Annotated in this window: 19 protein-coding genes; all 19 read right to left on the bottom strand. The window is 74.2% G+C overall.

What is annotated here, in order from left to right:
- Window positions 1-110: 110 nt before the first annotated feature.
- Entirely contained in the window at window positions 111-2675 is a 2565-nt protein-coding gene (locus RCG67_RS09945; protein WP_368825970.1) for an ATP-dependent Clp protease ATP-binding subunit, read from the bottom strand.
- A gap of 337 nt (window positions 2676-3012) precedes the next feature.
- Window positions 3013-3342 (bottom strand): histone-like nucleoid-structuring protein Lsr2, encoded by a 330-nt coding sequence (locus RCG67_RS09940; protein WP_368825969.1) that lies wholly within the window; start codon window positions 3340-3342, stop codon window positions 3013-3015.
- Between the two features lie 262 nt (window positions 3343-3604).
- Window positions 3605-3820 (bottom strand): hypothetical protein, encoded by a 216-nt coding sequence (locus RCG67_RS09935; RefSeq protein WP_368825968.1) that lies wholly within the window; start codon window positions 3818-3820, stop codon window positions 3605-3607.
- A gap of 76 nt (window positions 3821-3896) precedes the next feature.
- Window positions 3897-5420, bottom strand: a complete 1524-nt coding sequence (lysS, locus tag RCG67_RS09930; RefSeq protein ID WP_368825967.1) for a lysine--tRNA ligase — start codon at window positions 5418-5420, stop codon at window positions 3897-3899.
- Between the two features lie 44 nt (window positions 5421-5464).
- Window positions 5465-6325: a pantoate--beta-alanine ligase gene (gene panC / locus RCG67_RS09925; RefSeq protein WP_368825966.1), complete on the bottom strand. Its 861-nt coding sequence runs from the start codon at window positions 6323-6325 to the stop codon at window positions 5465-5467.
- Complete coding sequence (locus tag RCG67_RS09920; RefSeq protein ID WP_368825965.1) at window positions 6322-7260, bottom strand: Rossmann-like and DUF2520 domain-containing protein; 939 nt, start codon at window positions 7258-7260, stop codon at window positions 6322-6324. Before RCG67_RS09920 ends, panC begins: the two co-directional genes overlap by 4 nt.
- Complete coding sequence (locus RCG67_RS09915) at window positions 7257-8771, bottom strand: PH domain-containing protein (RefSeq protein WP_368825964.1); 1515 nt, start codon at window positions 8769-8771, stop codon at window positions 7257-7259. Before RCG67_RS09915 ends, RCG67_RS09920 begins: the two co-directional genes overlap by 4 nt.
- Window positions 8768-9349, bottom strand: coding sequence for a PH domain-containing protein (locus RCG67_RS09910; RefSeq protein ID WP_368825963.1), 582 nt, complete (start codon window positions 9347-9349; stop codon window positions 8768-8770). The genes RCG67_RS09915 and RCG67_RS09910 overlap by 4 nt, the downstream gene beginning before the upstream one ends.
- Window positions 9291-9860: a DUF3180 family protein gene (locus RCG67_RS09905; RefSeq protein WP_368825962.1), complete on the bottom strand. Its 570-nt coding sequence runs from the start codon at window positions 9858-9860 to the stop codon at window positions 9291-9293. The genes RCG67_RS09910 and RCG67_RS09905 overlap by 59 nt, the downstream gene beginning before the upstream one ends.
- A 12-nt stretch (window positions 9861-9872) precedes the next feature.
- Window positions 9873-10403 (bottom strand): 2-amino-4-hydroxy-6-hydroxymethyldihydropteridine diphosphokinase, encoded by a 531-nt coding sequence (gene folK / locus RCG67_RS09900; protein ID WP_368825961.1) that lies wholly within the window; start codon window positions 10401-10403, stop codon window positions 9873-9875.
- Window position 10404: 1 nt separating this feature from the next.
- Window positions 10405-10866 (bottom strand): dihydroneopterin aldolase, encoded by a 462-nt coding sequence (folB, locus tag RCG67_RS09895; RefSeq protein WP_368825960.1) that lies wholly within the window; start codon window positions 10864-10866, stop codon window positions 10405-10407.
- Complete coding sequence (gene folP / locus RCG67_RS09890; protein ID WP_368825959.1) at window positions 10863-11834, bottom strand: dihydropteroate synthase; 972 nt, start codon at window positions 11832-11834, stop codon at window positions 10863-10865. The genes folB and folP overlap by 4 nt, the downstream gene beginning before the upstream one ends.
- A gap of 4 nt (window positions 11835-11838) precedes the next feature.
- Window positions 11839-12585: a GTP cyclohydrolase I FolE gene (gene folE / locus RCG67_RS09885; RefSeq protein ID WP_368825958.1), complete on the bottom strand. Its 747-nt coding sequence runs from the start codon at window positions 12583-12585 to the stop codon at window positions 11839-11841.
- An 11-nt stretch (window positions 12586-12596) separates the two neighbouring features.
- Complete coding sequence (ftsH, locus tag RCG67_RS09880; RefSeq protein ID WP_368825957.1) at window positions 12597-14705, bottom strand: ATP-dependent zinc metalloprotease FtsH; 2109 nt, start codon at window positions 14703-14705, stop codon at window positions 12597-12599.
- Window positions 14706-14895: 190 nt separating this feature from the next.
- Window positions 14896-15447: a hypoxanthine phosphoribosyltransferase gene (gene hpt, locus RCG67_RS09875; protein WP_368825956.1), complete on the bottom strand. Its 552-nt coding sequence runs from the start codon at window positions 15445-15447 to the stop codon at window positions 14896-14898.
- On the bottom strand, window positions 15437-16561 hold the full coding sequence (gene tilS / locus RCG67_RS09870) for a tRNA lysidine(34) synthetase TilS (RefSeq protein ID WP_368825955.1): 1125 nt from the start codon (window positions 16559-16561) through the stop codon (window positions 15437-15439). The genes hpt and tilS overlap by 11 nt, the downstream gene beginning before the upstream one ends.
- Complete coding sequence (locus tag RCG67_RS09865) at window positions 16558-17037, bottom strand: hypothetical protein (protein ID WP_058875279.1); 480 nt, start codon at window positions 17035-17037, stop codon at window positions 16558-16560. The genes tilS and RCG67_RS09865 overlap by 4 nt, the downstream gene beginning before the upstream one ends.
- 174 nt (window positions 17038-17211) lie before the next feature.
- Window positions 17212-18351, bottom strand: a complete 1140-nt coding sequence (locus tag RCG67_RS09860) for a zinc-dependent metalloprotease (protein WP_368825954.1) — start codon at window positions 18349-18351, stop codon at window positions 17212-17214.
- Window positions 18352-18396: 45 nt separating this feature from the next.
- Window positions 18397-19857 (bottom strand): D-alanyl-D-alanine carboxypeptidase/D-alanyl-D-alanine endopeptidase, encoded by a 1461-nt coding sequence (gene dacB, locus RCG67_RS09855; RefSeq protein ID WP_368825953.1) that lies wholly within the window; start codon window positions 19855-19857, stop codon window positions 18397-18399.
- Window positions 19858-20113 lie beyond the last annotated feature (256 nt).

Raw genomic sequence — 20113 nt, 5'->3', positions numbered from 1 at the left:
AACGCCGGCGCCCCGCGGGAGCTGCCCTCCGGGTCCGTCCCCACTTGGGTGGACGCCGAGGGGCCCGCCGCGCGGACGCGCGGCGGGCCCCTCGGCGGAGTCGGACGGGCTCAGCCCTCGGAACGGTTCTCGCCGTCACCGCGGGATACGTCGACGTCCTCCAGACCGCCCATCGGGTCGACCATGCCGTCGCCCGTGAGGTCGGACATCGGGGTGGAGGAGAAGACCAGCTTCTGCTCGTCCCCCTCGCCGTCGGTGTCCACGAAGATCTTCTCCCCGGTGCTGATCTCCCCGAAGAGGATCTTCTCGGACAGCTGGTCCTCGATCTCCCGCTGCATGGTGCGGCGCAGCGGGCGGGCGCCCATGGACGGGTCGTAGCCCTTGCGGCTGACCCACCGCTTCGCGGAGTCGGAGAGCTCGATCGACATCCCCTGGTCGCGCAGCCGCTCCTGCAGCCGGGCCACGAACAGGTCCACGATCTGCACGATCTCGTTCTCGGTGAGCTGCGGGAAGACGATGATCTCGTCCACGCGGTTGAGGAACTCGGGCCGGAAGTGCTCCTTGAGCTCGTCCTGCACCTTCGCCTGCATGCGCTCGTAGTTGGACGCGGGGTCCACGCCGGTCTGGAAGCCGACGGGGACGGCACGGGAGATGTCCTTGGTGCCCAGGTTCGTGGTCATGATGATCACGGTGTTCTTGAAGTCCACCACGCGGCCCTGCGAGTCGGTCAGGCGGCCGTCCTCGAGGATCTGCAGCAGCGAGTTGAACAGGTCCTGGTGCGCCTTCTCGACCTCATCGAAGAGCACCACGGAGAACGGCTTGCGGCGCACCTTCTCGGTGAGCTGGCCGCCCTCCTCGTAGCCGACGTAGCCCGGAGGGGCACCGAAGAGCCGGGAGACGGTGTGCTTCTCCTGGTACTCGGACATGTCCAGGGTGATGAGGGCGTCCTCGTCCCCGAACAGGAACTCCGCGAGGGCCTTCGCGAGCTCGGTCTTGCCCACGCCCGTGGGCCCGGCGAAGATGAACGACCCGCCCGGGCGCTTGGGGTCCTTCAGCCCCGCGCGCGTGCGCCGCATCGACCGGGACAGGGCCTTGATGGCGTCGTCCTGGCCGATGATCCGCTTGTGCAGCTCGTCCTCCATGTGCAGGAGGCGGCCCGTCTCCTCCTCGGTGAGCTTGTAGACGGGCACCCCCGTGGAGGCGGAGAGGACGTCGGAGATGACCTCGGGGGTCACCTCGGCGAGCTCGTCGCCGCCCTCGCGCCAGGCACGGTCCTTGTCGTCCCGCTCCGCGATGAGCTTCTGCTCGGTGTCGCGCAGCGAGGCGGCCTTCTCGTAGTCCTGGCCGTCGATCGCGGCCTCCTTGAGCCGCTTCACCTCGGTGATGCGGTCGTCGAGCTCCTTGATCTCCGGCGGCGCGGTCATCCGCTTGATCCGCAGGCGCGCGCCGGCCTCGTCGATCAGGTCGATCGCCTTGTCCGGCAGGAAGCGGTCGGAGACGTAGCGGGCGCCGAGGTGCACCGCGGCCTCGAGGGCGTCGTCCGAGATGGACACGCGGTGGTGCGCCTCGTACTTGTCGCGCAGGCCCTTGAGGATCTCCACGGCGTGCGCCTCGGAGGGCTCGTCCACCTGGATCGGCTGGAAGCGGCGCTCGAGGGCCGCGTCCTTCTCGATGTGCTTGCGGTACTCGTCGAGGGTCGTGGCGCCGATGGTCTGCAGCTCGCCCCGGGCCAGCATGGGCTTCAGGATGGAGGCGGCGTCGATCGCGCCCTCGGCCGCGCCGGCGCCCACGAGGGTGTGGATCTCGTCGATGAACAGGATGATGTCCCCGCGGGTGCGGATCTCCTTGAGCACCTTCTTGAGCCGCTCCTCGAAGTCACCGCGGTAGCGGGAGCCCGCCACGAGGGACCCGAGGTCCAGGGTGTAGAGGTGCTTGTCCTTGAGCGTCTCCGGGACGTCCCCGCGCACGATGGCCTGGGCGAGGCCCTCGACCACCGCGGTCTTGCCCACGCCGGGCTCGCCGATCAGCACCGGGTTGTTCTTGGTGCGCCGGGAGAGGATCTGCATGACCCGCTCCATCTCGCGGAACCGCCCGATGACCGGGTCCAGCTTGCCCTCGCGGGCCGCCGCGGTGAGGTTGCGGCCGAACTGGTCCAGCACGGCCGAGCCGGCGGGGGTGCCCTCGGACTGGCCGGCCGAGCGCACGCCGGCGCCCTCCTTCTCCGGAGTGCCCCCGCCCTGGTAGCCGGAGATCAGCTCCAGCACGGTGGAGCGCACCTTCTGGGGCTCCGCGCCGAGCTTGGTCAGCACCTGCGCCGCCACGCCCTCGCCCGCGCGGATGATGCCCAGCAGGATGTGCTCGGTGCCGATGTAGTTGTGGCCGAGCTGCAGGGCCTCGCGCAACGAGAGCTCGAGGACCTTCTTGGCCCGCGGGGTGAAGGGGATGTGCCCGGACGGGGCCTGCTGGCCCGGCCCGATGATGTCCTGGACCTGCTCGCGGGCGCCGGTGAGGGTGATGCCCATCGAGTCGAGCGCCTTCGCGGCCACTCCCTCGCCCTCGTGGATCAGCCCGAGCAGCAGGTGCTCGGTGCCGATGTAGTTGTGGTTGAGCATCCTGGCCTCTTCCTGGGCCAGCACCACGACCCGGCGGGCGCGGTCGGTGAAGCGTTCGAACATGGATACTCCTCAGTCGATGTCTGCACCCGATGCTACGCACCCGCACCGACGAACGGGCGGCTGTTCGCCACCGGCGAGAAGACCGGCGCACCGGGGCGCGGACGGCCCCGGAACGGGACCCGACAATTTCCGCCGTTCGCTTCCGCACCGGCAAAAGCGCAGGTCATCAAAAGAATGCCGGAGAATTCCCGCCGGGACCCGCCCGGGACCGACAGGGGTCCTCCCCGCCCCGAAAAGGGGACCCGGAAAGGGGCGCCGGAAAGAGAAAAGGAGGGACCGGCGGACCGGTCCCTCCTCCTATTCTCCGGCGGCCTGTTCCACGGCGCCGGGCGCGTTCCTATTGGTGCGCGTCGTAGTACGCCTTCTGCACGTCCTGGTGAATGCGGCCGCGGTCGGAGACCGGGTGGCCGTTCTCCCGGGCCCACTGCCGGATGGCCGCGGTGTCCGGGTTGGACTTCCCGGTGGGGCGGGCCTGCTTCGCCGTCTGCTTGCTCTGGGCGCGCCGGGCCTTGGTGATGAACGGCCGCACGGCGTCGCGCAGCTTGGCCGCGTTCTCCTCGGAGAGATCGATCTCGTACTGCGCGCCGTCGAGGCCGAAGCGCACGGTCTCCTCGGCGGGTCCGCCGTCGAGGTCGTCCTCGAGAATGATCTTCACGGTCTGTGCCATAGCTGAAACTCTCCTCCGCCTCTCGGCGCTCGTCTTTCCCCGGGCGCGCCGGTGAACGGCGCGTCCTGAGGCGGTGCTGATTCCCCCGTGTCGGACCGGTTGATCCGGATCGTGAATTCCGGCGACCGCCGGGAGAACGAACTCCCGGCGCCGTCGAGTTTATCCTACGATTCCGGAACGGAATTCAACAGCACGAAAAAGCGGACAATCCGGCGCCAATTCGAATTCATCGGAAAGACCCGGGTATCGCCGGCGGAGGAGCTCAGCGCTCCGTCCCGCGGTCGCGGCGCGGGGAGGGGCCGAACGGCAGGTCCTCGCCGTCGCGCCGCTTGAGCTCCTCGTACCAGCGCTCGGCGTCCTGCTGCGAGCGGGACTCGACGGCGCGCTCGGTGCGGTCGCCGCGGAAGATCCAGCGGAGGACGAACCAGAAGATGATGCCGATGCTGATCGAGGGCAGCAGGACAGCGATGTATTCCATGGGTGCGATTCTCCCGGGGAGATCTGGGCGGTGGCTGAGGACGGTGCGGGGCCGCGGCACGGCCGCGACCCCGGGCTCAGTCCTGCTCCGGCTTCATGAGGGGGAACAGGATGGTCTCCCGGATCCCCAGGTCGGTGAAGAGCATGATGAGCCGGTCCAGGCCGAGGCCCAGGCCGCCCATGGGCGGGGCGCCGTGCTCGAGGGCGCGCAGGAAGTCCTCGTCGAGCCGCATGGCCTCGGCGTCGCCGGCCGCGGCCCGGTGGGACTGCTCCGTGAGCCGCTCGCGCTGGACCACGGGGTCGATCAGCTCGGAGAACGCCGTGCCGCGCTCCATCCCGCCGATGATCAGGTCCCAGGCTTCGATCAGCCCGTGCTCGGAGCGGTGCTGGCGGGCGAGGGGCTGCGCCGAGGGCGGGTAGTCGCACACGAAGGTCGGCTGGACCAGGGTGGGCTCCACGATCTCGCCGAACAGCTCGAGCACGTACTTCTCCGCGTCCCACATCGGGCCGACGGCCACCCCGTGCTCCTCGGCGATCCGGTGCAGGGCCGGCACGGGCGTCTGCGGGGTGATCTCCTGGCCCACGGCCTCGGACAGGGCGGGATAGACGGACAGCCAGCGCCACTCCCCGCGCAGGTCGATCGTGCCCCGCTCCGTCTCGATGGTGTCGACGCCCAGGGCGTCGGCGCACGCCAGGATGATCTCCTTGATCCGCTCGGCCATCGTGAACTGGTCGGCGTAGGCCTCGTAGGCCTCCAGGGTGGTGAACTCGGGGCTGTGCGAGGAGTCGACGCCCTCGTTGCGGAAGACCCGCCCGATCTCGAAGACCCGCTCGATCCCGCCGACCACGGCGCGCTTGAGGTAGAGCTCCGTGGCGATGCGCAGGGTCATGTCCTGGTCGAACGCGTTGAGGTGCGTCTCGAACGGCCGGGCCGTGGCCCCGCCGTGCACGAGCTGCAGGATGGGCGTCTCGATCTCCACGTAGCCGCGGGCCACCAGGACGTTGCGCACCGTCTGGATGATCCGCGCCCGCTGCACGACCACCTCGCGGGCCTCGGGCCGGACGATGAGGTCGAGGTAGCGCCGGCGCACCCGGGTCTCCTCGCTGAGCTCGTTGTGCAGCGTGGGCAGGGGCCGGATCGCCTTCGAGGCCATGGACCAGGTGTCGGCCATGACGGAGAGCTCGCCGCGGCGGGAGGCGATCACCTCGCCGTGCACGGCCACGAAGTCGCCGAGGTCCACGAGGGACTTCCACTCGGCCAGGGACTCCTCCCCCACCTTCGCGAGGGAGAGCATGACCTGCAGCCGGGTGCCGTCCCCCTCCTGGAGGGTGGCGAAGCACAGCTTGCCGGTGTTGCGCACGAAGACCACGCGCCCGGCCACGCCGACGAACCGGCCGGTCTCCTCGCCGGGCTCGAGGTGGCCGTGGGCCTCTCGCACCTCGGCGAGGGTGTGCGTGCGCTCCACGCCCACGGGGTAGGCCTCCCGGCCCGAGTCGAGCAGCCGGGCGCGCTTGGCGAGCCGGAACTGCATCTGGTCCGAGAGCTCGGCCTGCTCGGCCTCGTCCTGGGCGGTCGGGGAGGTGTTCTGCGCGTTGGTCACAGTTGTCCAGGATAACGGGAGGGGTCAAATCCCGGCCGGGCGGCTCAGAGCACGAGGTTGTCGATCAGCCGGGTGCTGCCCACGTGGGCCGCCACGAGGGCGAGGGCGCCGGGCGCCGGCTCGACCGGCGCCAGGGTGCGGGGGTCGACGACGACGAGGTAGTCGAGCCGGACCGGGTCCTCGGCGTCGATCCGCCGCCGGGCGGCCCCGAGGTCCAGCTCCCCGGCGGCGAGGGCACGGAGCGTGCGCGGGAGCACCAGCGCGGCCCGGCGCTGCGCGGCGTCGAGGTAGCGGTTGCGGGAGGACAGGGCGAGCCCGTCGTCGTCGCGCACGATGGGCACGGCCCGCACGGTGACGGGCAGGTCGAAGTCGGCGACCATCCGGCGCACGAGGAGCAGCTGCTGGGCGTCCTTCTCCCCGAAGTACGCCCGGAACGCGGCCGGCACGGGCGGGGCGGTGATGTTCAGGAGCTTGTTGACCACCGTCAGGGCGCCGTCGAAGTGGCCGGGGCGGCTCGCGCCGTCGAGCACGGAGCCGAGCCGGCCGGAGGTGACGCGCACGAGGGGTTCCCCGTCCGGGTACATCTCCGCCTCGGACGGGGCGAACACGAGGTCGGCCCCGAACCGCGCGAGCAGCTCGACGTCGGCCTCGAGCGTGCGCGGGTAGCGCTCGAGGTCCTCGTCCGGGCCGAACTGCAGCGGGTTGACGAAGACCGAGACCGCGACCACGGCGTTCTCCTGCCGGGCGAGGCGCACCAGGTGGCCGTGCCCCTCGTGCAGGGCGCCCATGGTGGGCACGAGCCCCAGCGACGGCTGCCGCGGCACCGCGCCGAGCCGGTCGGCGAGGGCCGCCCGGAACTCGCCGATGCCCCGGCAGACGCGGGGCACGGTGGTGGGCTCGCTCATGGGGTGTCCTCTCCGTCGGTGCCGTCGGTGCCGCGGGTGAGCTCGAGGGCGGCGAGCACGGCGTCGTAGCGCGGACGGTCCAGCAGCCCGCGGTCCAGGGCGCGGCGGGCGGTGACGCGGGCGAGGTCCAGGTAGGCCAGCAGGACGTCGTCGCCGCCGTGGCCGTGCGCGTACTCGTCGAGGGCGTCCCGGTGGGCGGCCACGGTCCCCGCGTCGCCGCGGGACACGGGACCGGTCAGCGCCGACTCCCCCGCGGCCAGGGCGTTGTCCAGGGTCGCCCGCAGCAGGGGCCCGACCGTGCGGGCGGGGTGCTCCACCCCGATGTCCCGGAGCACCTGCATGGACTGGCCCGCGACGGTCATCAGGTGGTTGGCGCCGTGGGCGAGGGCGGCGTGGTAGAGCGCGCGGTCGGCCTCCGCGACCACCACGGGCTCGGCGCCCATCTCGACCACCAGCGCCTGGGCGATGGGCAGCACCGGGGCCGGGGCCGTGATCCCGAACGAACAGTCGCTCAGCCGGGCCAGGTCCAGGCTCATGCCCGTGAACGTCATCGCCGGGTGGATCGCCAGCGGGATCGCGCCGAGCCGGCGGGCCGGGTCCAGCACGCCGGTGCCCCAGCGGCCCGCGGTGTGCACCACGAGCTGGCCGGCCTGCCACAGCCCGGCGTCGGCGAGGCCCTGCACGAGCCCCGGCAGCTCGTCGTCGGGCACCGCGAGCAGCACGAGCTCCGCGCGCTCGAGCACGGCCGGGACGTCGAGGACGGGCACCCCGGGCAGGAGGGCCTCGGCCCGGTCCCGGCTGGCCTCGGAGACGGCGTTCACGCCGACCACGGCGTGGCCGGCGGCGCGCAGCGCGGCCCCCAGGACGGCGCCCACCTTCCCGGCGCTGACGACCCCGACGCCGAGGCGTCCGGGGCGCTCGGACGGATGGGTCATGCTCGCTCCTGCCGGGAGGTCTGGGGGTCGCTCGGGCCGTCGGCCAGTCTACGGGCACCGGCGGCGTGCACCGCCTGGGCGGCGGCGAGCGCCCGGGCGTCCCCGGTGTCGAGGTGCGGGACCGTCACGGCCACCGGCCCCGGCGTGGAGTGCAGGTGGACGTCGGCGAGGCCCAGGGCCCGCTCCAGCGGCCCCTGGCTCACGGCCACCGACTGCGTCTTCTCGTGGGGCAGCACCGCGGTGCGCCGGCTCAGCCGCCCGGAGCGCACGGCGAGGACGTCGCCGGTCGCGGCGAAGCCGGTCCGGCGGTGCACGAGGGGGTCGAGCCACCGGGCCCGGCGCGGGGAGGTGGTGAACCGGCCCTGCGCGCCCGAACCGTGCAGGCCCTCCCGCAGCAGGGCCGGGAGGTCCCCGTCCCGGGCGCCGGGCAGCGCCAGGTGCAGGACCTGGTGCACCTGCGGGAGGGTGCCGACGGGCAGCAGGGTGGAGCGCATGGCGTCGCTCTCCCCCGCCGCGGGGCCGTAGCCGGCCACGTTGACCCGCACCCGGTACCAGCCGAAGGGCCGCCAGAGCAGCGGCTGGTCCACGCCCACCGCCTGGATCCGCCCGGCGGGGACGGTCTGGGAGCGGACGTCGAACAGGCCGTAGCGCACGCGCATGCCCTCGGGGACGCGCAGCAGCCGGAAGGACCAGCCCTGCTCCACGCGGCGGTAGGAGATGGCCCCGAAGCTGAGCAGACCGGGCAGCCAGGCCGCCAGCATCGCCGGCCCGGTGCGGGGGTCGACCAGGAGGGCGACCGGTGCGGCGGCCAGCAGCACGGCCAGGGCGACGGCGGAGCCCGAGGCGAGCACGGAGCCGATCAGCCGCGGCACCGGCACCCCGAGCACCGGGCGCTCCTGGTCCCCCGTCACCGCCCACGGCGCCGGCCGCCGGGCGGGCGCGTCGGGCACGGGGGGTGCGGGGGCGCGCTGCGGGGCGGCCAGGCCGAGCCGGCCCAGCAGCTCACCGCGCAGCGCACGGGCCTGGGGGTGGGTGAGGTAGGACAGGGACACCGCCGACTGCCCGGCGTCCGCCACCTCGAACTTCAGCTCCGCCAGCCCCAGCAGCCGGGGCAGGAACGGGCGGTGGATGTCGATGGCCTGCACCCGGTCCAGCCGGGCCTGGCGCTCCTGCCGGAAGAGCACCCCGGAGCGGATCCGCACGTGCTCGGGGGTCACCTGGTAGCGGGTGAACCACCAGGAGACCAGCACGGCCGCCGCGAACACGAGGAGCACGACCAGCACGAGCCCGGCCAGCGCCCACCAGAAGACGGCGCCCATCCGGGCGGGGTCGAAGTCCTGGGGCGGCCCGGCGGCCCCGCGGCCGAGGACGGCGTTGAGGAAGTCGTCGAGGAGGATGTTGACGACGGCCCCCGCGATCACGAGCATCGCGAGCCACCCCTTGACCACCGGCGTCAGCGGGTGGACACGGTGCCACTGCGGAGCCGCCGCGGGGGCGGGCGCAGCGCTCACAGGGCCGCCAGGAGGGCCTCGCCGCGCGCGGTGAGCCGCTCGCGCAGCCGGGACGCCTCGGCGTGCTCCACGCCGGGGATCTCGGCGTGGCTGCCCACGGCGGCGGTGTGCAGCTTCACGGTGGCCAGGCCGAAGCTGCGCTGCAGCGGGGAGACCGACACGTCCACGTACTGCATCCGCCCGTAGGGGATGATCGTGACCCGCTGGTAGAGCAGGCCTCGCCGCACGAGCAGGTCCTCGCCGCGCTCGGCGTAGCCGATCGCCCGGACCCGGCGCGGGGCCAGGAGCACGGAGAGCAGGCCGGCCGCGAGGGCGGCCCCGGGCGGGAGCAGCAGCAGCCCCAGGGGGGCGCCGCCCCAGACGCCCGTGACCGCCAGCACCGCCGGCCAGCCCAGGGCCACGAGCCAGAACAGGGTGGAGAGGAGGGTGGAGAGGACCACCACGGTGAGGTGCCGGGGCGAGACCCGGGTCCAGGCCAGGCCCTCGGGGTCGATCGCGGGGTTGCGCAGGGGCACCCGGTCACCGGACGTCGCGGCCCCGGGGCCGCCGACGGGCCCGGGGGCGGATCTCTCGCGCATAACCACCTTCTCCCTCGGGGCGCTCCTTCTGCCGTCCCCTACCGTACTCGGCGCTCTCCTCCGCGTCGGGATCGTCGGGCGGCAGTTTGCAGAAGCCCTCCACGACCCAGCCCACCAGCACGAGGACGAGCCCGGCCCCGGCGTGGACCAGGCTGGCCCAGAGCGGTCCCTGGTCGGAGCGCACGGCCACGAGGGCCGCCTGCTCGACGGCGACGGCGGCGTGCCAGCCCGTCAGCATCGCCCCCGCCCAGGCCACGGCCTGCGCGCCGGCCGCGGTGCGGGCCGCGACCAGGGGGTCGAAGCGCTCCGGGTGCTCCCCCTCCTGGTGCCGCTTGACCCGCACGCCGAGCACCAGCAGCGCCGCGGCGACCGCGGCGAGGGCCGCGAGCGAGGCCCAGGGCAGGATCAGCAGCGGTCCGCCCGCCCCGGTGGACAGCCGGTTGGCGGTCCAGCCGACGGCGCCGGCGGCGGCCGCGCACATCAGCAGCGCGGGGACCGTGAGCACGTGCACGGCGGCTCCTCCTCAGTCCTCGTCCCCACCGGGGGCGGGGAGCTCGTCGAGCAGGGGGGTCGTGTCCGGCCCCAGGCCCCCGAGGTCGCCCGCCCGGCGGGCCAGCTCGGCGACGCTGCGCCCCTCGAGCGTCGCGCCGGGGTCCATCAGGGCCCACGGCACGAGCACGAACGCGCGGGTGGCGGCGCGCAGGTGCGGCACGGTGAGGTCGGGCTCGTCCAGGCGGAGCTCGCCGTAGACCACGATGTCGACGTCGAGGGTGCGCGGACCCCACCGCTGGGTCCGGGTCCGGTGGTGGCGCTCCTCCACCTCCTGGCAGGCCCGGAGCAGCCCGAAGGGGCTCAGGTCGGTCTCCACCTCCACGACGGCGTTGAGGTAGTCCCCCTGCCCGGCCGGCCCGCCGACCGGCTTGGAGCGCACGATGGGCGAGGCGCGGGTCAGGGTGATCCGCGGGTGGGCGGCCAGGTCGAGGGCGGCCCGGCGCAGGGTGGCCTCCCGGTCGCCGAGATTGGCGCCGAGGGCGAGGACGGCCAGGGTGCCCATCTCAGCGCTCCCGGTAGATCGTGACGAACACGTCGGAGAACGTCACCTCGATGGGCGCCTTGGGCTTGTGCACTGTGACCTCCACCGCCTCGAGCGGGAAGCGCTCGAGCAGCCGCCGGGCGATGCGGTCGGCCAGGGTCTCGAGCAGGTTCACGCTGGGGCCGATGACGATGTCCCGCACCTCCTCGGCGACCTCGCCGTAGTGGGCGGTCAGGGCGACGTCGTCCGAGGCCCCCGCCGCGGACAGGTCCAGGTACATGACCAGGTCCACGAAGAAGGGCTGCCCGCTGCGCTTCTCCTGGTCGAAGACCCCGTGGTAGCCCACCGCGCCGACCCCCAGGAGGTTGATCCGGTCGCGGCGGTCCGGGGACCGCGTGGAGGACGCCGGGACGTGCTGGCGGCCCGCCCGGTCCCCGGCGCGCATCCGGGCGGCGTCCGGGCCCTCCTGCGGCGCCCGGTTCACCGGTGCCCTCCCGGGAAGCCCGCGGCCGGCGCGCCGGTGCCCGTGCCGCTGTCCGTGCCGGTGTCCGCCCCGGGGCGCAGCAGGGCCGGCTCAACGCCGCGCCAGGCGTGCGCGGCGGCCACGGCGTCGGCGCTCGCGCGCACGTCGTGGACGCGCACGCACCACGCGCCCGCGTGCGCGGAGAGCGCGCTGATCGCGGCCGTGGCCGCGTCCCGCCCGGCGGCCGGGCGCGGCACCCCGTCCTGCTCGAGCAGGGTGCCGAGGAAGCGCTTGCGGGACGCGGCCACGAGCACCTTGTGGCCTCCCGCCGTGAAGCGCGGCAGCGCCCGGAGCAGCTCCCAGTTCTGCGCCCCCCGCTTGTCGAAGCCCAGCCCGGGGTCCAGGATCAGCCGCTCGGGGGCCAGGCCGGCGGCCAGGCAGCGCTCCCGCAGCGCCCCGAGCTCCCCGAGCACCTCCCCGGCGACGTCGTCGTAGACGGCCCGGGAGTCCTGCACGTCGGGCAGCCCCCGGGCGTGCATCAGCACGTAGGGCGCCTGCCGCTCGGCGACCAGGTCGATCATGTCCTGGCCGGCGGCGAGTCCCGAGACGTCGTTGACGATGTGCGCGCCGGCGTCCAGGACGGCCTCGGCGGTCGCTGCGTGGAGCGTGTCGACGCTGAGCACCGCCCCCGCGGCGGCGAGGGCCTCGACCACGGGCAGGATCCGGCGCCGCTCCTCGGCGGGGTCGACCCGCTCGGAGCCGGGCCGCGTGGACTCGCCCCCGACGTCCACGATGTCGGCACCCTCGGCCATCATGCGCAGCCCGTGCGCGATCGCGGCCTCGTGCCCGGCGTGCTCCCCGCCGTCGCTGAAGGAGTCGGGGGTGACGTTGAGGATGCCCATGACCAGCGTGCGCCCGGTGGGCAGGTCCTCGAAGGAGCCCCAGCCCGGGGGCCGGTGCGCGGGGTCGGTGCGGCGGGGGGTCGGCACGTGCTCAGCGCCCCAGGATGAGGCTCATCGCCTCGGCGCGGGTGGCGGTCTCGCGCAGCTGGCCGCGCACGGCCGAGGTCACGGTCATCGCGCCGGGCTTGCGCACCCCCCGCATGGACATGCACAGGTGCTCGCACTCGATCACCACGATCACCCCGGCCGGCTGGAGGTGCTCCACGATGGCCTCCACGATCTGGGTGGTCAGCCGCTCCTGGACCTGGGGCCGGCGCGCGTAGAGGTCCACGAGGCGGGCGAGCTTGCTCAGACCGGTGACCATCCCGTCGTGGCCGGGGATGTAGCCCACGTGGGCGTGGCCGTGGAACGGGACGAGGTGGTGCTCGCAGGTCGAGTAGAAGGCGATGTCCTTCACGAGGACCATCTCGGAGTGGCCGATGTCGAAGGTGGTCCCGAGCACCTCGGCGGGGTCCTGGTGCAGTCCCGCGAACATCTCCGCGTACGCCCGCGCCACGCGCCCCGGGGTGCCCTGCAGTCCGTCCCGGTCGGGGTCCTCGCCGATCGCCAGCAGCAGCTCCCGCACGGCCGCGGCCACCCGGGGCTGGTCCACCGCGCCGGCGCCGGCCTCCAGCGCCGGGGCGGGGTCGGGGTACGGCGGCTCGAACGCCTCCGCGCGCGGGTCGTGCGCGGTCGTCTGCTTCGTGCGGGCCTCGTGGGGCAACGCGCCCTCCTTCGGGGTCGACCGGGTCTGCCGGGCGGAACGGGGGTCGGCGGACGCGACCGGCTGTCGCTCCATCCTAGGCCGGTTCAGTCCGTGCCCGGCGCCGGGGTGGTCCGGGTGCCGCTCGAGGAGCCCGTGCCCTCCTCCGGCGGCACCGAGTGCCCGCGCTCGGGGACCTCGAGGGGGTGCTCCGGCTTGGCGGCGGCCGCCTGGTCCTGCGGGGCCAGCGTGGCAGGGTCCTGGGCGTGGATCCGGCGGGCCTCCTCGCGCTCGGCCTGCGTGACCACGGGCGGGTCCTCGGAGAGCGGACGGGTGTCCTTGGACAGCCACACGGGCCGCAGGTCCCGCTTGCGGATGTCGTGGAAGATGTCGGCGATCTGCGCCTCGTTGAGCGTCTCCTTCTCGAGCAGCTCGAGGGCCAGCCGGTCCAGGACGGGACGGTTGTCCATCAGGATCGCGTGCGCCTCGTCGTGGGCCTGCTCGAGCAGGGCCCGCACCTCCTCGTCCACGATCGCGGCGGTGCGCTCGGAGTACTCCCGGCCGGAGCCGGCGGCGTCCCGGCCGAGGAACGGCTCGGAGCTGTCCCCGCCGAGCTTGATCGAGCCCACGCGGGCGCTCATGCCGTACTGGGTGACCATCTTGCGGGCCGTGTCGGTGGCCTTCTGGATGTCGTTGGACGCGCCGGTGGAGGGGTCCCGGAACACGATCTCCTCCGCCGCGCGCCCGCCCATGGCGTAGGCCATCTGGTCGAGCAGCTCGTTGCGGGTGGTCGAGTACTTGTCGTCCATGGGCATGACCATGGTGTACCCCAGGGCCCGGCCGCGGGGCAGGATCGTGATCTTCGTGACCGGGTCCGTGTTGCGCAGGGCCGCGGCCACGAGCGCGTGCCCGCCCTCGTGGTAGGCGGTGACCTTGCGCTCGAGCTCCTTCATGATCCGGCTGCGCTTCTGCGGGCCGGCGATCACGCGGTCGATCGCCTCGTCCACGGCGCGGTCGTCGATGAGCTGGGCGTGGGAGCGGGCGGTCAGCAGGGCCGCCTCGTTCATCACGTTGGCGAGCTCCGCGCCCGTGAAGCCGGGGGTGCGCTTGGCCACGGCGGCGAGGTCCACGTTGTCCGCGAGCGGCTTGCCCTGGGAGTGCACCCGGAGGATCTGCAGGCGGCCCTTCATGTCCGGTGCGTCCACGCCGATCTGCCGGTCGAAGCGCCCGGGGCGCAGCAGGGCGGGGTCGAGCACGTCCGGCCGGTTGGTCGCGGCGATCAGGATGACGTTGGTCGTGGCGTCGAAGCCGTCCATCTCGACGAGCAGCTGGTTGAGGGTCTGCTCGCGCTCGTCGTTGCCCCCGCCCATGCCCGCGCCGCGCTGGCGGCCCACGGCGTCGATCTCGTCCACGAAGATGATGGCGGGCGCGTTCTCCTTGGCCTGCTGGAACAGGTCGCGCACCCGCGAGGCGCCCACGCCCACGAACATCTCCACGAAGTCGGAGCCGGAGATCGAGAAGAACGGGACACCGGCCTCACCGGCCACCGCCCGCGCGAGCAGGGTCTTGCCGGTGCCGGGCGGGCCGTAGAGCAGCACGCCCTTGGGCACCTTCGCGCCGAGGGCGGTGAAGCGCTCGCGCTCCACCAGGAACTGCTTGATCTCGTCGAGCTCCTGCACGGCCTCGTCGGCGCCGGCGACGTCGGCGAAGGTCACCGTGGGGTTGTCCTTGTCGAACATCTTGGCCTTCGAGCGGCCGAAGCGCATCACCTGGGACCCGCCGCCCTGCATCCGGGAGAACACGAACCAGAAGATGGCCAGGATGATCAGGAACGGCAGCATGAAGCCGAGGAGGTTCGTGAACCAGTTCGACTCGACGGGCTGGTCCGTGAACCCCTCGAGGTCCGCCGCGTTCATCGCGTCGACGACCTCTTCCCCGCGCGGGGTGACGTAGTAGAACTCCACGCTGCGCCCGAGGTCCCGGCCGTCGAGGGAGAGGTCCTCCTCCAGCTGGAGCTCGACCTTCTGCTGGCCGTCGTAGATCTTGGCCTCGGAGACCTGGCCGTCCCGGAGCAGCTGCAGCCCGACGTTGGTGTCCACGCGCCCGGAGGAGCCCGTGGTCAGCGTCCCGACCAGGGGGAACAGGATCAGAGCGGCCAGCAGGACCCAGAACCAGGGTCCTCTGAAGAAGTTGTTGGGTTTTTTCGCCGTGGCCAAGCCGCTGATCCTCCCGTGGATGGTTGTCCGGCCCCCTCGAGCCGGGGCCCGCCCAGGGCCGGGGGTCCAGGGGACGCAGACCTACAATGTACAGCCCGGACTCCGGCTCCCGCCCCGGACGGGCCGGGAGTTCCCTGTCAGCGGACAGCCCGCCCGGGAACCGCCGCGGGACGCCTGCCGGGGCCTCGGCTCACTCGTAGACGTGGGGGGCCAGGGTCGCGATGCAGTCGAGGTTGCGGTACTTCTCCGCGTAGTCGAGCCCGTAGCCCACGACGAACTCGTTGGGGATGTCCCAGCCCACGTACTTGACGTCGATGGAGGTCTTCGCCGCCTCCGGCTTGCGCAGCAGCGCGCAGATCTCCACCGAGGCGGTGCCGCGGGACTCCAGGTTGGCCCGCAGCCAGGACAGGGTCAGCCCGGAGTCGATGATGTCCTCGACGATGAGCACGTCCCGCCCCGTGAGGTCGGTGTCGAGGTCCTTCAGGATGCGGACCACGCCCGAGGACTTGGTCCCGGAGCCGTAGGAGGACACGGCCATCCAGTCCATGGGGTACTGGCCCTGGAGCGCCCGGCACAGGTCCGCCATGACCATCACCGCGCCCTTGAGCACGCCCACGAGCAGGACGTCCCGGTCCCGGTAGTCGGCGTCCACGGCCGCCGCGAGCTCGGCGATCCTCGTGTCGATCTCTTCCTTGGTGTACAGGACCTCGGTGAGATCCCCCTGGACGTCCTCAGCCTTCACGGCGCTCCTCGTACGATGCGGATGCGGGTCGGGTGGCGCTCGCGGGGACCGCGGGCCGCGGGCGGACGAGCTCCAGGTGCCCCGGGCCACGGGTGCCCGCCGCCGGGCGGCGGCGCCACACGGACACCTTACCCGCCATCTGCACGGGCCCCGCGGCGCCGTGCCCCGCGGCGAACTCGTCCAGCGCGCCGAGCCGCTCGTAGGCGGGGGTCTGCCCGCCGGCGGCGACCACGGCGGCCGACAGGGCGCGGCGGCGCAGCGCGGGGTGCGCGGCCCGGAGCGTCGCGAGGTCGAGGGCCAGGGAGCCGGGCAGCGCCGGGGCCGCGGCGCGGGCGCGCTCGAGCAGCTCGGCCGCCGCGCCCTCGAGGTAGTCCGCGTCCGGGCCGAGGATCGCCGCGGAGCGGGCCAGGGCGCGGGCCAGGCCGGGGCCGAGCTCGTCCTCCAGCAGCGGGAGCACGCGGTGGCGGACCCGCGAGCGCATCAGGGTGGTGTCCCGGTTCGTGGGGTCGTGCCAGGGCTCGAGCTGCTCGGCGGCGCAGATCTGCAGGGTCTGCGCGCGGGAGAGGTCCAGGAACGGACGGAGGTAGGTGACGCCGTCGAGCTCGCGCACGGGCGGCATCCCTGCCAGCGAGCGGGTGCCGGAGCCGCGGGCGAGGCCCAGCAGCACGGACTCCGCCTGGTCGTCCAGGGTGTGGCCGAGCAGGACGGCGTCGGCGCCCGTGCGGGCCACGGCCTCCGCGATGCCCGCGTAGCGGGCGGTGCGGGCGGCCATCTCGGGTCCGCCGGCGTCCCGGCGCACGGTCACGGCGGTGACGACGACGGGCCCCAGCCCGGTCCGCTCGAGCGTGCGGGCGGTGCGCGCCGCGACCGCCGCGGAGTCCTCCTGCAGGCCGTGGTCGACCACCACCGCGCCCACGCGCAGCGTGCCGCGCCGGGCGAAGTGGGCCGCCACGGCGGCCAGCGCGAGGGAGTCCGGCCCGCCGCTGCAGGCGACCAGCACGAGCGGCGGCTCCCCGGAGCCCCGGGGGACGTGCCGCCGGACGGAGTCGAGCACACGGCGCCGCCCCGCGGCGACGTCCGGGGACAGTCGGCCGCGGCGGGCGAACTGGGTCACCGGCGGGCGTCCTCGCGGTCGCTCGCGGCCTGCTGGTTCTGCGACTCCCGCACGGCCAGGCGCACGACCTTGGCCAGGGTCGGGGCGGTCTCGCCGAGCAGGTCCAGGGCCGCCTCGAGCTCGTGCCGCGGGACCACGTGGGCCAGGGCCGCCACGGCGTTGGTCTCGCTGTGGATGCCGGCCTGGATCTGCGTGGTGGACAGCACGGGCTGCGACGCCTCGACCGCGGAGAGGGTCTCCTCGATGTCCGGGGTGCCGATGCGCTGCTCCAGCATCACCAGGCGTTCGTAGACCGCCGGGTTGCCGATCTTGATCCGGCGGCCGCTGTTGAGCTGCGACAGCATGGGGGCGGAGAGGCCGAGGACCTCGGCCAGCCGCCGCTGGGTGATGCCGTAGGCCTGGACGACCGTGCCGAAGCGCTCCGACAGGGGCTGGCCGTACAGCTTGACCTGCTGTTCGATATTCTCTGTGCTCACGTAAAGATTTTGTCACACAATGGTGATCCGGCCTACCGCGTGTCGCGCTGTGACCGGGACCTCACGGGCGGGTCACTCCGGTCACTTTTTCAATGAATGTGCATGTCAACCGGGGGTGCGTCTTCCCTACCACACTTTCGGCGCCCGTGTGGCGGCACCGGTCCGGGGACGCGCTCAGGCCGGGCCCAGCACGCGCTCGATCCAGCGTTCGGGGGCGTGGATCTCCGCCTCCGTCGGCAGGTGCTCCGGGGCCTCCCAGATGCGGTTGAACCGCTCCAGCCCCACGGCTTCCACCACGGTCGAGACGAACTGCTGGCCGTCGCTGTACTGGCGCATCTTCGCGTCCATCCCGAGCAGGCGCCGGATGAAGCGGTCGAGGCTGCCCTGCAGCTCGGAGCGCCGCTCGAAGCGCCGCCGGATCGTCTTCACGGAGGGCACCACGGACGCGTCCACCCCGTCCATCACGAAGTTCGCGTGCCCCTCGAGCAGGCTCATCACCGCGGTGAGGTGGGAGAGCACCTCCCGTTCCCGCCTCCCCATGAGCAGCCCCACCACGCCGAGGGAGGCCTTGGGCTCTCCCGCCGAGCCACGCCCGGGCAGGGACCGGACCGCCTCCGTGAGCCGCGCCCCGAGGGTCTCGGCGTGGCCCATGAGGGAGTCCGCGAGCTCGTTGATCTGCTCGATCATGTGCTCCCGCAGCCACGGTGCCGCGGCGAACTGGACGCGGTGGGTCTGCTCGTGCAGGCAGACCCACAGCCGGAAGTCCTCGGGCTCGACGTTGAGCTCCCGCTCGACCGTCAGGATGTTGGGCGCCACGAGCATCAGCCGTCCGCCGGGGTGCCGCTGCGCGGCCACGGCGGAGACGAGCCCGGCGTACGGGTCGTACTGGCCGAGGACCTTCGCCGAGAGGAACCCCAGCACCGCGGCCATCTCCATGGCGGTGGCCGTGCCGCCGAGCGCGGTGGCGGCCGCGCCGAACTGCTCCGGGCGGCGCCGGCGCAGGGCCTCCACCGCCGGCTCCATGAGCACCTCGAAGGCCTGGGCGTTGGCCTTGGACCAGCCGGCCCGGTCCACGACCAGGACCGTGGAGTCCCGCAGGTCCCGCGCGGCCTCCAGACCGGTGATCCGGTGGACGTGGTCCACGGACGCCTCGGCGTGCCGGCGCAGGGAGGCCACGGCCGCCTGCATGGCCCGGGCGGACATCCGCGGCCCCGGCGGGGTGAGCCGGGCGGCGGCGGAGGCCGCGAGGTCCCACCGGACGATCCCGGGCGCCTCCGTCTCCGGGGTCACCGGGGGTCGTTGTGCTGCGCTCATGGCCTCATGCAACCACACGCGCCTGGGAGCGCCCGCCGCGGCCCGTCACAGTCGGGCCAGGGCCGCCACCGCGCGGTCCACGGCGTCCCGGGCCGCGGCCGGGTCGGTGACCTCGTTGAGCAGCACGGAGAACGTCAGCAGCCGCCCCCCGTCGGTGGTGACGTGGCCGCCGAGGGAGACCACGGAGTTCAGCGTGCCCGTCTTCGCCCGCGCCAGGCCCCGCCCGGGGCGCTCGGCGTCGTCGTCGAACCGGTCGGCGAGGGTCCCGCTGCCCCCGGCCACCGGAAGGGCCCGGGCCCCCGGGACCAGTGCTCCGGTGGGGTCGGTGACCATGGCCCGCACGACCTGCTCCAGCGCTCGGGCGGGGATCCGGTTGCCCAGGGACATCCCGGACGCGTCGGAGAGCTCCACGCCGGCCGTGCCGACGCCGTGCGCCTCGAGCGCCTCGGCCGCGGCGGCGCGGCCGCCGGCGATGCTCGCGGGCCGGTCCGCGGCCCGGGCCGCCAGCCGCGAGAGGACCTCGGCGAGGTGGTTGTCGGAGTCCCGCAGCATCAGCCCGGCCTGCTCGGCGAGCGGCGCGGACTCGACGGCGGCCAGCTCGGCCGCTCCCTCGGGCGCCCGGCCGGGCGCGACCTCGGGGACGGGCGCGGGCACCCCGTGCGCGGCGAGCCGGGCCGCGAGCTCGGCGGCGAAGACCTCGGCGACGTCGCGCGCCGCGTCGGCGGGCCGCGCGGCGGAGGGGCCCTCCCCCGCGGGCACGCGGTGGGACCAGAACGCCATGGGCGCGACGGGCCCGATCTGCCCCGCCGCGACGTCGCCCGCGGCCCAGGCCCCGTTGAGGGCCGGGCCGGTGAACAGGCTCGCGTCCCACCGCACGGTGCCGGGCCCGCCGGCCCCGCGCTCGGCGAGGGCCCGGGCCGTGGCCTCCGCCAGGGTCCCGACGCCGGCACGGCCCAGCACGGCGTCCGGGTCGGAGCGGCCCGGGCCCAGCAGGGTGTCCCCGCCCGCCACCAGCACCACCGTGCCCGGCTCCTGCCCCTGCACCACCGTGGTGCGCAGCCGCTGCCGGGGATCGGCGTGGGTGAGCAGGGACAGCGCCGTGACGAGCTTCTGGTTGGAGGCGGGGACCAGGGGCACGTCCGGGTCCCGCTCGAGCAGCGGCGTCCCCGTGAGGGCGTCGGCCACCAGGACGGAGCGCCGCCCGGCGGGCGCGCCGGCGAGCGCGGGGCCCACGGCCGCGGCCACCTCCGCGGCGCCGGGCACGGGGGCGGCCGGGTCGGGGCGCACGGCTCCGGCCGGGGCGGGCGCCTCCGCCGGGAGGACGCGGGCGGCCGGGAGGTCGTCGCCGCCCGGCCCCGGCGCGGGGACCCAGTGGGGGTGCAGCCAGCCCGCCACGCCCACGCAGCCGGCGGCGAGCAGCGCCGTCAGGGCGCGCCGGCCGCGGTCGCCGCGGGACCGCGGCCGCCGCTGCCCGGCGGGGGGACCGTGGCGTCGGGAACTCTTCACGCCGCCCATTGTGGCCCGCGCCGGCCCGGCGGCGGCGCAGCGGCCGCCCGGTGGCGGCCCGGTGGCGGCCCCCGCGCGGGTCCCGCGGCCGCCCCTGCGCGGGACCCGGGCCGGTGCCGCCCCGGCCCGGGCGGTTACCGCCGCCCGCGGGGCCGCCGCTATCGTGGGTGTCGGATCTGCCCACCCCACCGGGTGGTGCGGCCGTGCTCGGCCGCTGTCAGCCCTTTCCGGCCCTTCCAGGCCTTCCCAGCACGAG

The organism is Kocuria cellulosilytica, from assembly GCF_040981245.1.
Taxonomy (GTDB): Bacteria; Actinomycetota; Actinomycetes; order Actinomycetales; family Micrococcaceae; genus Kocuria; species Kocuria cellulosilytica.
This window is presented reverse-complemented; position numbering and strand designations above follow the sequence as displayed.

What these genes read in the sequence shown, in the direction of transcription:
- folE (WP_368825958.1), bottom strand. Translation starts at nt 12,585, where the DNA reads ATGGAGCGACAGCCGGTCGCGTCCGCCGACCCCCGTTCCGCCCGGCAG.
- RCG67_RS09910 (WP_368825963.1), bottom strand. Translation starts at nt 9,349, where the DNA reads ATGCGCGAGAGATCCGCCCCCGGGCCCGTCGGCGGCCCCGGGGCCGCG.
- panC (WP_368825966.1), bottom strand. Translation starts at nt 6,325, where the DNA reads ATGAGCGAGCCCACCACCGTGCCCCGCGTCTGCCGGGGCATCGGCGAG.
- RCG67_RS09860 (WP_368825954.1), bottom strand. Translation starts at nt 18,351, where the DNA reads ATGAGCGCAGCACAACGACCCCCGGTGACCCCGGAGACGGAGGCGCCC.
- RCG67_RS09920 (WP_368825965.1), bottom strand. Translation starts at nt 7,260, where the DNA reads ATGACCCATCCGTCCGAGCGCCCCGGACGCCTCGGCGTCGGGGTCGTC.
- folK (WP_368825961.1), bottom strand. Translation starts at nt 10,403, where the DNA reads ATGGGCACCCTGGCCGTCCTCGCCCTCGGCGCCAATCTCGGCGACCGG.
- RCG67_RS09940 (WP_368825969.1), bottom strand. Translation starts at nt 3,342, where the DNA reads ATGGCACAGACCGTGAAGATCATTCTCGAGGACGACCTCGACGGCGGA.
- RCG67_RS09935 (WP_368825968.1), bottom strand. Translation starts at nt 3,820, where the DNA reads ATGGAATACATCGCTGTCCTGCTGCCCTCGATCAGCATCGGCATCATC.
- RCG67_RS09945 (WP_368825970.1), bottom strand. Translation starts at nt 2,675, where the DNA reads ATGTTCGAACGCTTCACCGACCGCGCCCGCCGGGTCGTGGTGCTGGCC.